The organism is Nocardia sp. NPDC060249, assembly GCF_042728755.1.
Lineage (GTDB): Bacteria > Actinomycetota > Actinomycetes > Mycobacteriales > Mycobacteriaceae > Nocardia.
In genome coordinates this window covers 1,204,589-1,217,587 of record NZ_JBHXAQ010000002.1, presented here as the reverse complement: position 1 = coordinate 1,217,587, position 12,999 = coordinate 1,204,589, and the positions used below count along the sequence as shown (strand labels likewise).

Annotated in this window: 8 protein-coding genes and 1 pseudogene; 6 read left to right on the top strand and 3 right to left on the bottom strand. The window is 65.0% G+C overall.

The genetic code is table 11. The features are described 5' to 3' along the window. Positions 1-515: 515 nt before the first annotated feature. Positions 516-941, bottom strand: coding sequence for a hypothetical protein (locus ACFWFP_RS13035; RefSeq protein ID WP_379294943.1), 426 nt, complete (start codon positions 939-941; stop codon positions 516-518). Positions 942-1,261: 320 nt separating this feature from the next. Here ACFWFP_RS13035 and ACFWFP_RS13030 point away from each other — a divergent pair, with 320 nt between their 5' ends. The 3 genes and pseudogenes from ACFWFP_RS13030 to ACFWFP_RS13020 form a co-directional block, all read left to right on the top strand. Next, positions 1,262-1,711, top strand: a complete 450-nt coding sequence (locus ACFWFP_RS13030) for a helix-turn-helix domain-containing protein (RefSeq protein ID WP_379294942.1) — start codon at positions 1,262-1,264, stop codon at positions 1,709-1,711. Between the two features lie 207 nt (positions 1,712-1,918). Continuing rightward, entirely contained in the window at positions 1,919-2,122 is a 204-nt protein-coding gene (locus ACFWFP_RS13025; protein ID WP_379294941.1) for a recombinase family protein, read from the top strand. A 48-nt stretch (positions 2,123-2,170) separates the two neighbouring features. Next, a pseudogene (locus tag ACFWFP_RS13020) lies at positions 2,171-2,413 on the top strand (recombinase family protein); the annotation flags it as partial. 118 nt (positions 2,414-2,531) lie between these two features. Here the strand turns inward: ACFWFP_RS13020 and ACFWFP_RS13015 are convergent. Then, positions 2,532-3,335 carry a SigB/SigF/SigG family RNA polymerase sigma factor gene (locus tag ACFWFP_RS13015; protein ID WP_379294940.1) on the bottom strand — a complete coding sequence of 268 codons (804 nt, stop codon included), beginning with the start codon at positions 3,333-3,335 and terminating at the stop codon, positions 2,532-2,534. Between the two features lie 687 nt (positions 3,336-4,022). On the opposite strand from ACFWFP_RS13015, the gene ACFWFP_RS13010 reads away from it, so the two are divergent. The 3 genes from ACFWFP_RS13010 to ACFWFP_RS13000 all read left to right on the top strand — a co-directional run bounded on the left by ACFWFP_RS13010 (position 4,023) and on the right by ACFWFP_RS13000 (position 11,809). Further along, positions 4,023-4,952 carry an anti-sigma factor RsbA family regulatory protein gene (locus ACFWFP_RS13010; RefSeq protein ID WP_379294939.1) on the top strand — a complete coding sequence of 310 codons (930 nt, stop codon included), beginning with the start codon at positions 4,023-4,025 and terminating at the stop codon, positions 4,950-4,952. A 225-nt stretch (positions 4,953-5,177) separates the two neighbouring features. After that, positions 5,178-9,449, top strand: a complete 4,272-nt coding sequence (locus tag ACFWFP_RS13005; RefSeq protein WP_379294938.1) for a HAMP domain-containing protein — start codon at positions 5,178-5,180, stop codon at positions 9,447-9,449. Then, positions 9,446-11,809 carry a SpoIIE family protein phosphatase gene (locus ACFWFP_RS13000; protein ID WP_379294937.1) on the top strand — a complete coding sequence of 788 codons (2,364 nt, stop codon included), beginning with the start codon at positions 9,446-9,448 and terminating at the stop codon, positions 11,807-11,809. The genes ACFWFP_RS13005 and ACFWFP_RS13000 overlap by 4 nt, the downstream gene beginning before the upstream one ends. A 548-nt stretch (positions 11,810-12,357) precedes the next feature. Here ACFWFP_RS13000 and ACFWFP_RS12995 read toward each other — a convergent pair. Continuing rightward, positions 12,358-12,858 (bottom strand): hemerythrin domain-containing protein, encoded by a 501-nt coding sequence (locus tag ACFWFP_RS12995; RefSeq protein ID WP_379295134.1) that lies wholly within the window; start codon positions 12,856-12,858, stop codon positions 12,358-12,360. Positions 12,859-12,999 lie beyond the last annotated feature (141 nt).

The following is a 12,999-nucleotide window of genomic DNA, read 5'->3' as shown; positions in this document are numbered from 1 at the left end:
TTCGATCGATCGGCGCCGGCGACTTCGCGTGCGCGCCCTGTCCTTGATACATACCTACGAGTCTGTGACGATGCTCGACACGGTCGCCCGGAATCCGGTGGAGCAGGAGGTCTCGCGGTGATGGATCTCCTGTCGCACACCGGAATTGCGAAGTAGGACATCTACTTCGGACAGCCGATGGCCGTGTGGCTATCGATCTGCGAGACGGCCACCAATGGAGGGCTCCTGCGCAGGACTCGTCGACGAGGCAGCCAAGGATCATCGTGTCCCGGCCTACGAGATCTTTCGCGCGCTGACGGCTGGCGCTGCTCGCCTTGATGGCTGTCGTCGTGTCCGTCGGAGCCGACAAGATCATCGGCAACGAAGGTGGCGAGGCGACGGGTTCGGCCCCCGACCTTGCGGTGGGACTTGCGGATAACGCCTTGGGGCAGGTGCACGATGCGAGACTCGCCGAGTTCGGTGACAACGCTCAGCACGGTTTCCTTTTCAGCGGTGCGGGCAAAGGCCGGTTGAATTCAGTTGGCGACAACCAGGAGACACGAGGCGGTGACCAGCAATCCGACTGCGCCGATATCAATCCAGGCGACACGTCGGGTCTCGGCGTTCACGCCAGCCGGCCAGGTGCGCATGGTCAAGCCGATGAAGCTGACCAGACTGATCAGCGCGGCACAGATGACCACGGGTCTGATGAGGGGCGTAAAGGACGCGATAATCAATCCCACGCCGATGAGCGCGAGCACAATCGCGCGATGTCGGAGCAACAGGACCAGATCGGGGTCCTCGACAGTTATGCCGTACACCGCCGACGCTCGACGCGGGGAAAGCGCGACGATGCTGGGAAGCACATGGACGACTCCTACCACCACCAGTAGCGTCGCCGCGATCTTGTCTGCCGGCACGGTAGCCTGCTTTCCTCGTTCATCCCGGTTGATGTCGTGCAAGCATGGCGAACATGGGTACGCGACCGCTTCCAGAAACGTGCTACCCCTCACCCGCGAGCACGGACGTGTGGTTGTGGATCGGCCACGCGGTCTACCGTGGTCCTTCGCTGCGGCTCGACCGCCATTCAGGGTCGGTGCACTGCCTCGCCGTCGGCGTCGATGCCCCGTTCACCCTGCACGCCGATTCGTTCGGTCGACGCACAGTTCGCAGCGCGTTGATTCCCCCGCGCACCCTCCACCAGGTAGGCGCGCACGAGACCCGGATGCTGTTCTGCTACATCGACCCCGGATCACCTCGTGCGCACCCCTGCTGGGAGCAGATGGCCGAGCGCGTGGACGAATTTGGCGTCGGCCACCACCTCGAAGCCGCGCTGATCCGTCTCGCCGAACATGAAGACATGGACCCTGCTGAGGTGATGGACATCGCCTGCGGCCCCACGCAGATCCCAGTCGATCCGAGGATTGTCGCCGCGACAGCGATCGTGCGCGCGCACCCGACTCGATCGATCACCGCCGAAGTACATCTGTCGAAATCTCGGCTGCTGCATCTGTTCACCGAGCACGCCGGCACCACCTTCCGCCGGTATCGTGTCTGGGCGCGCATGCTCGCCGTCGGCCGTGCGGTCGCCAAAGGCGCCGATCTCACCACTGCCGCGGTCGACGCCGGATTCGCCAGCCACTCTCACTTCAGCGATGCTTTCCACGCCATGTGCGGGCTCAGCGCCAGTGAGTTACTCCGCGCCGGCGCGCGAATCAACATCCTGGACTGACTATTTCGCGGGTGAGGTCAATGCGGAGCGCTTCGGATATCCGTGCAGCCGACTTCGAACATCGACAGCCAGGACGGCCCCGCCGACACGGTGTCGAGAAAGCGTGTTGCGAAGTCGGAGTGTTCAACAATCCGTTTCAGCGCGTCTCGTACATGACCACCAAGTCGACGCACTCGATACCCCGGAACCGCTTGTCCTCGGAGGGGGATGCGCTCGATCCGATCGGTAGCGGGGGGAGCGCTCGTCGGCTACGGCCGAGTCTCGACCACCGGCCAACTGCTCGACCGCCAGCTCGCCGCGCTCACTGCGGCCGGATGCCAGAAGATCTTCACCGACAAGAAGGCCAGCAAGGAGGATCGGGCTCGGCCGTTCGTTGCAGGACCTGTTTGCGATCGTCGGTGGACTCCGTAAGCGCGACATCGGGTTCCGGTCGCTGCACGAAGCGATCGACACCACCACCCCGGCGGGCGCCTGGTATCCCACGTCTTCGCCGCCATGGCCGAATTCATCCGCGAACTCATCGCCCAAGGCACTAACGAGGGCCTGGCCGCGGCGCGTGCTCGCGGCCAGCGTCTCGGCCGCCCACCGGCGATGACCGAGGAACAGATCCGCCAGGCGCGCGCGATCCTGACTTGCCCCGCAGAAACCGATTCCTCGGTCGCTCGGCGTCTCGCGCTCGATGATCTACAGGTGCGTAGCTGAACTCGCGTCCACCGCGCAGGCGGGTATCGACGCCTCTGGGACCCCGATCACGACCTGATGCCGAAGGTAACCCAAGCGAGTAGGCCGACTGCGAAGCGGTCGACGGCGCAAGGAGAGTTCAGGCCGCGAGCGCGGGTTGGTCGTCGGTGGTCTGGGCCCGCAGATCATTCAGCAGCCTGGTGAGCTTGCGAGACACACTCATCTGGGAAACACCGAGGCGCTCGGCGATCTCGCCTTGGGTGAGTGTGTCGTAGAACCGCCAGATCAGCAGCTGCTGATCCTCCGAGGACAACCGCGCCAACAAGGGCGCGACGGTGATCGTGTCCTCGGTCAGTTGGTACCGGGGGTCTTCGTCGCCGAAGGTGTCGGCGATGGTCATGCCGGGATCGCCGTCGGTCTCACGCGCGGGGGTGTCGAGGCTTCGCGTCTGAAACGCGTTGGCCGCCACCAGAGTGCGGGCGATATCGGTGACCGGAACATCGAGCTCGGTCGCGAGTTCTTGAGCGGTGGGCGAGCGGTGGAGTCGACGGGTCAACTCGTCGGTCATCACCCTGACTTTGCCCTGGAGTTCCTTTTCGCGACGCGGCACGTGCAACGGCCAGATGTGGTCGCGGAAGTGTCTGCGCACTTCGCCCATGACGGTGGGGACCGCGAAACCCAAGAACGGTGAGCCAGCGCTCACGTCGTAGCGGTCGACAGCCATGACCACGCCCAGGCGCGCGGTCTGGAGCAGATCGTCGAACACTTCACCGCGGCCGGCGTATTTGCGGGCGACGTTCTCGGCGAGCGGGAGGCAGACCTCGATGATCTGATCGCGCAGCGCATCGTATTCGGGGCTGTGCGGGTCGGTCAGCGCCAGCTGCGCGAACAAGGGTTCGGGGTGCTCGTAGGTGGGGAGGGCGGCGGCGGTGGTGGTGGACATGCGGATCAGCTCCTGGCGTTCGTAGTGCTCAACGGGAGAGGTGATTCAAAGGCCGTCGAGGCCCAGCATTTTGGAGGACGTCGTCATCGCCGGTCGGCGACCCGTCGAGACGGTCGGACCTAGCAGAAAGAACACGCAGGTCGCCGAGACAACACGCAGGTCGCCGAGACGATGGTGCTGGTCAGATCCATGCTCGGCGTACTCGGTGCCCGATTACGTGCGTTGGTCATGAGAGAAGGGTTCACCGCCGAGCAGGCAAATAAACCGGAACCGGTCGTCGATGTTGATATTGCGCCAATTTCGGACTTTGGGGTTGAAACACCCGCCCGTGGGTAAAGGCCGGTTCATGTCTCGCCCGAGCCAGTGGCCCGGTACATACATTCGAGTACCGACCACTGACGCGTGAATCGCCCCGCGAGAGTGTGACGATGAAGTACCGGTCAGGCTGAGGGCGCGCGCCGAGCATCAGCTGCCCGAGCAGGCGTCGAGCAGGTCGGCACTCTGTGTCCGATCGTCGGTGCTCGACGCGGCGGGCTACACTCGGCGCCCGGAAGGATCTCACCTTCTGCCGATTCCGACTGAGAGAGTCAGCCGGCGGTGACGAAGGAGTCCGCGCGTGGATACGCCCGTTCGGTGGCCGCGTCTATCACTGTTGTCCGCCAGAACCGAATCGACGGTAATGCCCTGATGAGCACAGCGACCGCACATGAGGCGTTCGAACACCCCGCCCTCTTTTATGGGAACGAGCAGGAGTACACGCAGCAGACGGTGGCATTCCTGCGCGAGGGTTCAGCGGCGGGTGAGCCGATGGCCGTCGCGGTACCGGGGCCCAACCTCGAGCTGATCAAGGACGAGCTCGGCGTCGATGCTCACGGCATCTTGTTCCTCGACATGACCGAGGTCGGCCGCAACCCGGGGCGGATCATTCCGAAGGTGCTCAAGGGGTTCGCCGACGCGCACCCCACGGGGCGGGTGCGCATCATCGGCGAGCCGATTTGGGCTGGGCGCAGCGCCATGGAATACCCCGCGTGCGCGCAGCACGAAGCGCTGATCAATGCCGCCTTCGAAGGCCGCGCGGTGACGATCCTGTGTCCCTACGACGTGACACGACTGGACGCGACTGCCCTGGCCGACGCGCGGCTGACTCACCCCACCATCATCAGCCAGGGGCGCGAGCAGGCCAGCGACGACTACGACTGGCAGGCGATCGTGGCTCGCTACAACCAGCCGCTGGTGCCGGCGCCCGATGCTGCTGTCTTCCCTTTCGGTGAAGCCGAACTTCGATCGGTCCGGAACTTCGCCGTCGACCACGCGAGCAGATGGGGACTCGACGCCGTACGGCTCGAAGACGCCAAGCTGGCGGTCGCGGAACTGACCACCAACAGTGTGGTGCACGGCGGCGGCCGGGGCCTCTTCTCGATGTGGTCCGAGCCGGGACACCTCGTCTTCGAGGTTCGCGACGGTGGACGCCTGAGCGATCCGCTGGCCGGGCGTAGGCCACCTGAACAGGGACAGTTCGGCGGTAGGGGGCTGCTGTTGGTGCACTACATCGCGGATCTGGTGCGGATATACACCGGCGAGGACGGCACGACGATCCGCTTCTATCTCGACATTTGAATCAGGATGCGCGAATTCAGCTCGTCTACCGCCGGTACACCCGCGGCGGGCTCGATCCCGACAGTCGGGTTCACACCGAGCGGTCGCAGCGTAAAGTCGTCGGGCGGGTGGTCATTCGAATCCGTCAACACACCACTCGGTCGTGTGGGGTGACTACGGGTCGGCGATACCTCACACCGATCGGATAGGTGTTCGATTCGGACCGATCGACCAACGAGGACAGCAATGACGGATACCGCAGCACCGGCCCGAGCAGTGCCCGAGCAGGCCCCGCCGAAGCAAGCCGCGGTGGCCACCGACGAAGTCGAACTGCGGCGGCTGCTCGCCGGTTTGACCGCGGTGCGCGACGGTGATTTCGGCACCAGGTTGCCCACCGACGCCGACGGGCTGCTCGGCGAGATCGCCACGGTATTCAACGGCATGGTGGACCAGCTGTCGCTGTTCACCTCCGAGGTCACCCGGGTCGCGCGCGAGGTCGGCACCGACGGACGCCTCGGTGGGCAGGCCGAGGTGCCCGGTGTGTCCGGTACGTGGAAGGACCTCACCGACTCGGTGAACGCGATGGCGGGCAACCTGACCAGCCAGGTGCGCGATATCGCCCAAGTCGCCACCGCGGTCGCACGCGGTGATCTGAGCCAGCAGATCACAGTGAACGCGCGCGGGGAGATCCTCGAGTTGAAGAACACCATCAATACGATGGTCGACCAGCTCTCCTCGTTCGCCGACGAGGTCACCCGGGTGTCTCGTGAGGTCGGCACCGAGGGCAGGCTGGGCGGGCAGGCTGACGTCAAGGGTGTGTCCGGGACCTGGCGAGATCTCACCGACTCGGTGAACTTCATGGCGGGCAACCTCACCGCGCAGGTGCGCTCGATCGCGCAGGTCGCCACCGCCGTGGCAGGCGGCGACCTCACCCAGAAGATCCGTGTCGACGCTCGCGGAGAAATCCTCGAGCTCAAAGAAACCATCAATACGATGGTCGATCAGCTCTCCTCGTTCGCCGACGAGGTCACCCGGGTGTCTCGTGAGGTCGGCACCGAGGGCAGGCTGGGCGGGCAGGCCGACGTCAAAGGCGTGTCCGGGACCTGGAAGGACCTCACCGAGTCGGTCAATGTCATGGCCGACAACCTCACCGCGCAGGTGCGCTCCATCGCCCAGGTCACCACGGCGGTCGCGGGTGGCGATCTCACCCAGAAGATCCGTGTCGACGCTCGCGGAGAAATCCTCGAGCTCAAAGAAACCATCAATACGATGGTCGACCAGCTCTCCTCGTTCGCCGACGAGGTCACCCGCGTGGCCCGCGAGGTCGGCACCGAGGGCAATCTCGGCGGGCAGGCGACCGTTCGCGGCGCGTCGGGCACTTGGAAGGATCTCACCGACAACGTCAATGTGATGGCCTCCAATCTGACCAACCAGGTGCGCTCGATCGCCCAGGTCGCCACCGCCGTGGCGCGCGGTGATCTGAGCCAGAAGATCACCGTGGAGGCCAAGGGTGAGGTCGCCGCGCTGGCCGGGGTGATCAACACCATGGTCGACACGCTGTCGGCATTCGCCGACGAGGTCACCCGCGTGGCCCGCGAGGTCGGCACCGAGGGAATGCTCGGCGGTCAGGCCCGCGTGCCCAACGTGGCGGGTACCTGGAAGGACCTGACCGACAACGTCAACTCGATGGCCAACAACCTGACCAACCAGGTGCGCAACATCGCCCAGGTAACGACCGCGGTCGCCCAGGGCGACCTGACCCGCAAGATCGACGTGGACGCGCGCGGGGAGATCCTGGAACTCAAGACCACGATCAATACGATGGTCGACCAGTTGTCTGCCTTCGCCGCCGAGGTGACCCGCGTGGCCCGCGAGGTGGGCTCGCAGGGCCGACTGGGCGGGCAGGCCGAGGTCGAGGGCGTCTCGGGCACCTGGAAGCGGTTGACCGAGAACGTCAACGAGCTGGCGGGCAACCTGACCCGCCAGGTCCGCGCTATCGCCGAGGTCACCAGCGCCGTCGCCGAGGGTGATCTGACGCGCTCGATCACCGTCGAAGCCTCCGGCGAAGTCGCTGAGCTCAAGGACAACATCAACTCGATGGTGGAGTCGTTGCGCGAAACCACCATGGCCAACCAGGACCAGGACTGGCTCAAGAGCAACCTGGCCCGGATCTCGAGCCTGATGCAGGGCCAGCGCGATCTGCATGTGGTGGCCGAGCTGATCATGGACGAGCTCGCGCCGCTGGTGTCGGCGCAGTTCGGTGCGTTCTACCTGGCCGACGAGACCGCCGAGCAGCCGGAACTGCGATTGATCAGCTCCTACGGCAGCCCGGACGGGCCGGGCAGCGCGCCTCGGCTCACCTTCGGCCAGTCGCTGGTCGGCCAGGCGGCGCGCAGCCGCCGCACGATCGCCGTGGACGACGTTCCCGGTGACTACGTCACCATCTCCTCGGGGTTGGGGCGAACCGCGCCGGTCAATCTCCTAGTCCTGCCGATCGTGGTGGAAGACCAGGTGCTCGGTGTGATCGAGCTGGCCTCCCTCCATCGCTTCACCCGCATCCACCTCGATTTCCTCGATCAGCTCATGGAAACGGTGGGCGTCAACGTCAACACCATCGTGGCCAACGCGCGCACCGACGAACTACTGGTCGAATCGCAGCGCCTGACCTCTGAGTTGCAGGCACGCTCGGAAGAGCTGCAGGTACGCCAGGAGGAACTGCAGCTGTCCAACGCCGAGATGGAGGAGAAGGCGGCGCTGCTGGTTCAGCAGAACCGCGACATCGAAGCCAAGAACCTCGAAATCGAGCAGGCCAGGCAAGAGCTCGAGACCCGCGCCCAGGAACTCGCGCTCGCCTCGAAGTACAAGTCGGAGTTCTTGGCCAATATGAGCCACGAGCTGCGCACACCATTGAACAGTCTGCTCATCCTCGCTCAGTTGCTGGCGCAGAACCCGACCCGCAACCTCACGCCCAAACAGGTCGAATACGCCGGCATCATCCACTCGGCGGGTTCGGATCTGCTGCAGCTGATCAACGACATCCTCGATCTGTCCAAGGTCGAGGCGGGCAAGATGGATATCACCCCCGAGCGAGTGCCGCTGCGCAAGTTGCTGGACTACGTCGAGGCGACCTTCCGGCCGGTGACCACGCAGAAGAGTCTCGGTTTCCGCATCACGACCACCGCGGGACTGCCACTGGAGCTGCTCACCGATGATTCCCGGCTGCGGCAGGTGCTGGGCAATCTGTTGTCCAACGCGGTCAAGTTCACCGAGAGCGGGTCGGTGGAGTTGCGCATCGAGCCGACGGAGCCACGGGAGTTGCCCGCCGCGGTACGCCGCCACGGAATGGCCATCGCTCTGCGGGTGATCGACACCGGCATCGGCATCGCCCAGCATCAGCTGGAGTCGATCTTCGGCGCCTTCCAACAGGCCGACGGCACGACCAGCCGCAAGTACGGCGGCACCGGGCTCGGTCTGTCGATCAGCCGCGAGATCGCCTACCTGCTCGGCGGGGCTATCGCGGCCGAGAGCACCCTCGGGCAGGGCAGCACCTTCACTCTGTACCTGCCGGTCGGTCGCCCGGACTTCCACGAGGTGCTCGAACTCGAGCACGAGGACCGACAGCAGACCCACGACCGTCTCGAACTCGCCTCGAGTTCGGCAACGCCACAGCAGCGTCGGCTATTGGTGGTGGAGGAGCGGCCGCAAGGCTTGCTGTCGCTGGTCGCGCAGAGCGCGGTGGCCGACCTCGCCGGCAACAACGACCCGCGCGGGCCCATCCAGGTGGTCAGCGCGATCGGTGTGGTGGAAGCGGCCGCAGCGCTCGCGTCCGAGTCGTTTCACTGCGTAGTGCTGGAGCTGGACATGCCCGACGGCGCCGCGCTGAAGTTCCTCGAGACGATGGACGGCGATGCCGCGTTGAGCAGCGTGCCGGTGCTTGCCCACAACCGCCGCCTCGACGCCGAGCAGGAACGCCTACTGCAGGATCGCATGCGGCAACGGCCGTTGGAGTTGCTGTCGAGTCTGGATGAGCTGCGCGAGCGGATCGCCTTGCACGTCACCGCCGAGGCACCCGGGGACGTCCTGCCCCTGGTGCGCAGGGGTGAGGCACCGGCCGCCACACCGCATCGCCCGCTCGGCGAGCTGGCTGGGCGCACTGTGCTCATCGTCGATGATGATGCCCGTAATCTGTTCGCGCTCAGCAGCATTCTCGAACTGCACGACATCACCGTGTTGCACGCCGAGAACGGGCGCGAGGGCATCGACAAGCTGCTCGCGCACTCGGAAACGGATCTGGTGCTGATGGATGTGATGATGCCCGAGATGGACGGGTACACCGCGACATCGACCATCCGCGAGATGCCACAGTACGAGAAGCTGCCGATCATCGCGGTGACTGCCAAGGCCATGCTGGGTGACCGGGACAAGTGCCTGGCTTCCGGCGCCAACGACTACGTCACCAAGCCGGTCGATGCGGATGCGCTGCTCGCCTGCATCGTGCACTGGCTCGGTGCCAGATGATCGATCCCGGAATCGGTGACGCCGATGCGCGGACGGACCCGGTCGTCCCGCGCCTCGCGGCCACAGTGGAGCGGCTACACAAACAGATCCGGGAGGCACAGGCCACGGCCGACGGGCGGGCATTGATCGAGATGGCCAAAGGTGTGCTGGTCGAACGGCTGCACTGCGGGCCCGCGCAGGCGGCAACCCAACTGGAGATCCTGTCCGCCCGAGCCGGGGTCGGGCTCCTGGAGTTGGCCGTCGACCTGGTGAACCAGGCGGCGCAGGACAATATGAGCGCGGTGGTCGGGGAGTTTCTGCAGAGCACCGCCACACACAGCGAGCCGGCAGCGGTCGTGCGTCTGCGCACCGCCGAAAGCGGACTGCTCGCGGCGGGCGATACCCAGCGGGTGGCGGAATCGGTGCTCGAACACGCAGTGTCACCGCTGGGTGCCACGGCGGTCGCGATCTGGTCTGCGGGCATCGACGCGTCGCTGTCGCTGGCGGGTTTTGCCGGGATCGCGGGACCGGAAGCCCAGCGGTGGCGCTATGTGCCCCCGGGGGTGGCGACCCCGGCACGTCAGGCGCTGATCCAACGCACGGCGCAGTGGATCGAGGACCTGAGCGCGACGGGGCTACCGTCGATCGGAGACCGTGCCGGCGGCCGAGCGGCGATCCCGGTCGGTGCGGGCGGCAAAATACTCGGGGTGCTCGAGGTGTGCTGGCCTCGGCCGATCGACGTGCAACCGCGCCAGATTTACCGGCAATTGGAAGCACTGGCCGAGTTGTGTGCGCACACGCTCGAGTCCGACTCGGCAGCAGTACGGACCACTGAACGCGCCGATGTCGCCGACCTTGTGCGCTTGGCCGACGGATTGTTCGACCCCGCCCTGGTGCTCATACCCCAACTCGACGAGGGCACGCTCGCCGACTTCTCCATCCACCACCTCAACAGCCGCTTCATCGACCCGGCCGGTCGACCTCCCGGCCTGGTCAGCGGCTCGTCACTGCTCGAGATGTACCCGATGGCCGCGGTCGAGGGACGACTTTTCGAGCGGATCGAGCATGTCTTCGCCACTGGTGAGACCTACCGCGCCGACCGGGTCATGCTGACCGAACTGGTCGACCAGATCCCCTTGACCGTCGCGGCCGCGCTCAGCATCAGCCGCTACGGCGACGCCGTGCTCATGGTGTGGCGGATAGAGGACGAGTCAGGGAGACTGGCGACGCTGCTGCAGCACGCCCAACGGCTCGGCCGCGTCGGCGGTTTCGAAGAGAACGCGGCCACCGGCGAGATCACCTGGAGCGACCAGCTTTTCGCGCTCTACGGGCTTGCCCCGACCGCTGACCCTGTCCCGCTGGCGCAGCTGCCAGGACACATCCACGACGCCGACACCGAGGCGGTGCGACGGTTTCTGCGTACGCTGCTTCGCTACCGCCGTCCTGCCTCCACCGCTTGTCGCCTGACCAGATCAGACGGCGTGACCCGTCACGTCCGCATCATCGCCGAACCGGTTGTCGACGCGGCCGGGCACCTGCACGCCATTCGCGGTGCGTACCAGGATGTCTCGGCCCAACACTGGACCGAGATCGCGCTGTCGGCGACCCGGGACCGGCTCACCGACACCGAAATGCGCGCCGCCGAACAGAGCAGTCTGGCACGGCAACTCCAGCAGGCCATCATGCCCGACACGCAGCCGTCAACCGATGCATTCGGATTGCGTATCGCGGTGCGCTACCGGCCCACCGAGCAGGACGAGCTCGTCGGTGGCGACTGGTACGACACCATCGTTCTGCCGTCGAAGGAGATTTTGGTATCTGTCGGTGACATCACCGGCCACGGCATCACGGCAGCGACCGGAATGGTCGTGCTACGCAACGCCTTACGTGGTCTTGCCGCAACCGGCGCTGGACCGGGCCAGATGCTGGCGTGGCTGAATCTGGTGGCACACCACCTCACCGACAGCATCTTCGCCACAGCCATTTGTGGCGTCTACGACCCGCTGACACGGGTCCTGCGCTGGGCTCGCGCAGGCCACCCGCCACCAGTGCTCGTCCGAGCCGGCCACGCCTGCTCCCTGCCTGAACTCGGTGGAATAATTCTTGGCGCAGTGGCGGAAACAAGCTACGAGGAAGGTGAAATCCAGCTCGAATTGGACGACACTCTCCTTCTCTACACCGACGGCCTCATCGAGCGCCGCGACCTGGACCTGGACCTCTGCGTGGAACGACTACTGGCGATCTCGGCAGAATTCACCGGAAGCCTGGACGATCGTCTCGACCACCTGCTCGACTCCAGCGACGCCGACACAGACGACGACACCTGCGTAGTCGGCATCCAGGTGGGTACGAGCTCGGGACCGCCGATCGACCGCCCCTGAAGGCAGCCGCGAGGCTAGGTCGGGTTGTGCCATTTCGACATCCTCACGCGTCCAGCCCGCTCGCCCACCGTTTCTCCGAGTGTCTTTCCGATGACGGCGCCGAGCGCGCGTAACGGTTCGCCCGCATCGCATGACCCGGCAAGGCCGAGCTTGCGATGTGGGCTGCCGACCCGTATTTCTCCGGCGTCGGCATCGACAAACCTCCCCGATCAACCGAGAATTCAGGCCGCGAGCACGGGTTGGTCTGCGGATGGAGCTTCACCACTACACGAACCGCGATCCCGCCGCTGACCGCGACAACCACCGTCCTTTCGGTTGCGCTAAACCGTCCCAGAGCATCCTCGGACCGCGACGAACTCTGTATCCACCAGCGCCGTGGAACGATGCCAGGCGGGAAGTGGTGTTCTCGTCGGGTGAAGCTAGTGAATGTGACGCCCATGACCGGCGATACGCAGCATCACCGGGCTCGCAAACGAACAGGTGACTCGAACTGCGGGTATCGGGGGAGTGCCGCACGCGGGGTCGTCGAGATATGCGCAGCGATCATCTCAGGCGGTCATCGCATGGACGGCCTTCTTCACTGCTCCGGGCTGCTCAGGTGAAGTCGGCGCCTTCTTCCGCAATTCGATCATCCGGGCTCCGATCTTTTGAAGCTGCTTGCGCCCCAGCTGTTCTCGAACCTTCGGGAACCATTCCTCTTCTTCCTCGTCGATATGATGGTCGACGTTCTCGATCAGAACGGTGGTCTTGGCCGTGAAACGCTCATCGGCGGGCTTCATTGCCGCCAGTTCCATCACCAGCAAATCAGCTACATGGTGTTCTTCATACGACTCGAGGATGTCGTCTTCGAGATCAGGAAGAAGTTTGCGAATCTCTGGGTACATGCACTCATTCTCCAGATAGGTGTGCACTGTCAGCGCTTCGATGATCTTCTCCACGAGACGCCCCTTGGTGGCGTGTGCGTCATCACCCGCCTTTTCGAAGTCTCGGAACAGCTTCCGGATCGCCTTGTGATCCTCACGCAAAAGCACAATCGCATCAGTGGACATCGATACTCCCTCGAAATGGTGAGAACATGGCTGCTTGCTCAACGCACCGTTGAGCTTCTCTTCCTGATTGCCGACCCGAGCCACCGTCGCCAGGCTCACTCTTCGACGACGCGGCAACTGGCTGTTAGTCCCCGGGTACCC

What these genes read in the sequence shown, in the direction of transcription:
- ACFWFP_RS13030 (WP_379294942.1), top strand. Translation starts at nt 1,262, where the DNA reads ATGGCCGAGCGCGTGGACGAATTTGGCGTCGGCCACCACCTCGAAGCC.
- ACFWFP_RS13025 (WP_379294941.1), top strand. Translation starts at nt 1,919, where the DNA reads ATGCGCTCGATCCGATCGGTAGCGGGGGGAGCGCTCGTCGGCTACGGC.
- ACFWFP_RS13015 (WP_379294940.1), bottom strand. Translation starts at nt 3,335, where the DNA reads ATGTCCACCACCACCGCCGCCGCCCTCCCCACCTACGAGCACCCCGAA.
- ACFWFP_RS13010 (WP_379294939.1), top strand. Translation starts at nt 4,023, where the DNA reads ATGAGCACAGCGACCGCACATGAGGCGTTCGAACACCCCGCCCTCTTT.
- ACFWFP_RS13005 (WP_379294938.1), top strand. Translation starts at nt 5,178, where the DNA reads ATGACGGATACCGCAGCACCGGCCCGAGCAGTGCCCGAGCAGGCCCCG.
- ACFWFP_RS13000 (WP_379294937.1), top strand. Translation starts at nt 9,446, where the DNA reads ATGATCGATCCCGGAATCGGTGACGCCGATGCGCGGACGGACCCGGTC.
- ACFWFP_RS12995 (WP_379295134.1), bottom strand. Translation starts at nt 12,858, where the DNA reads ATGTCCACTGATGCGATTGTGCTTTTGCGTGAGGATCACAAGGCGATC.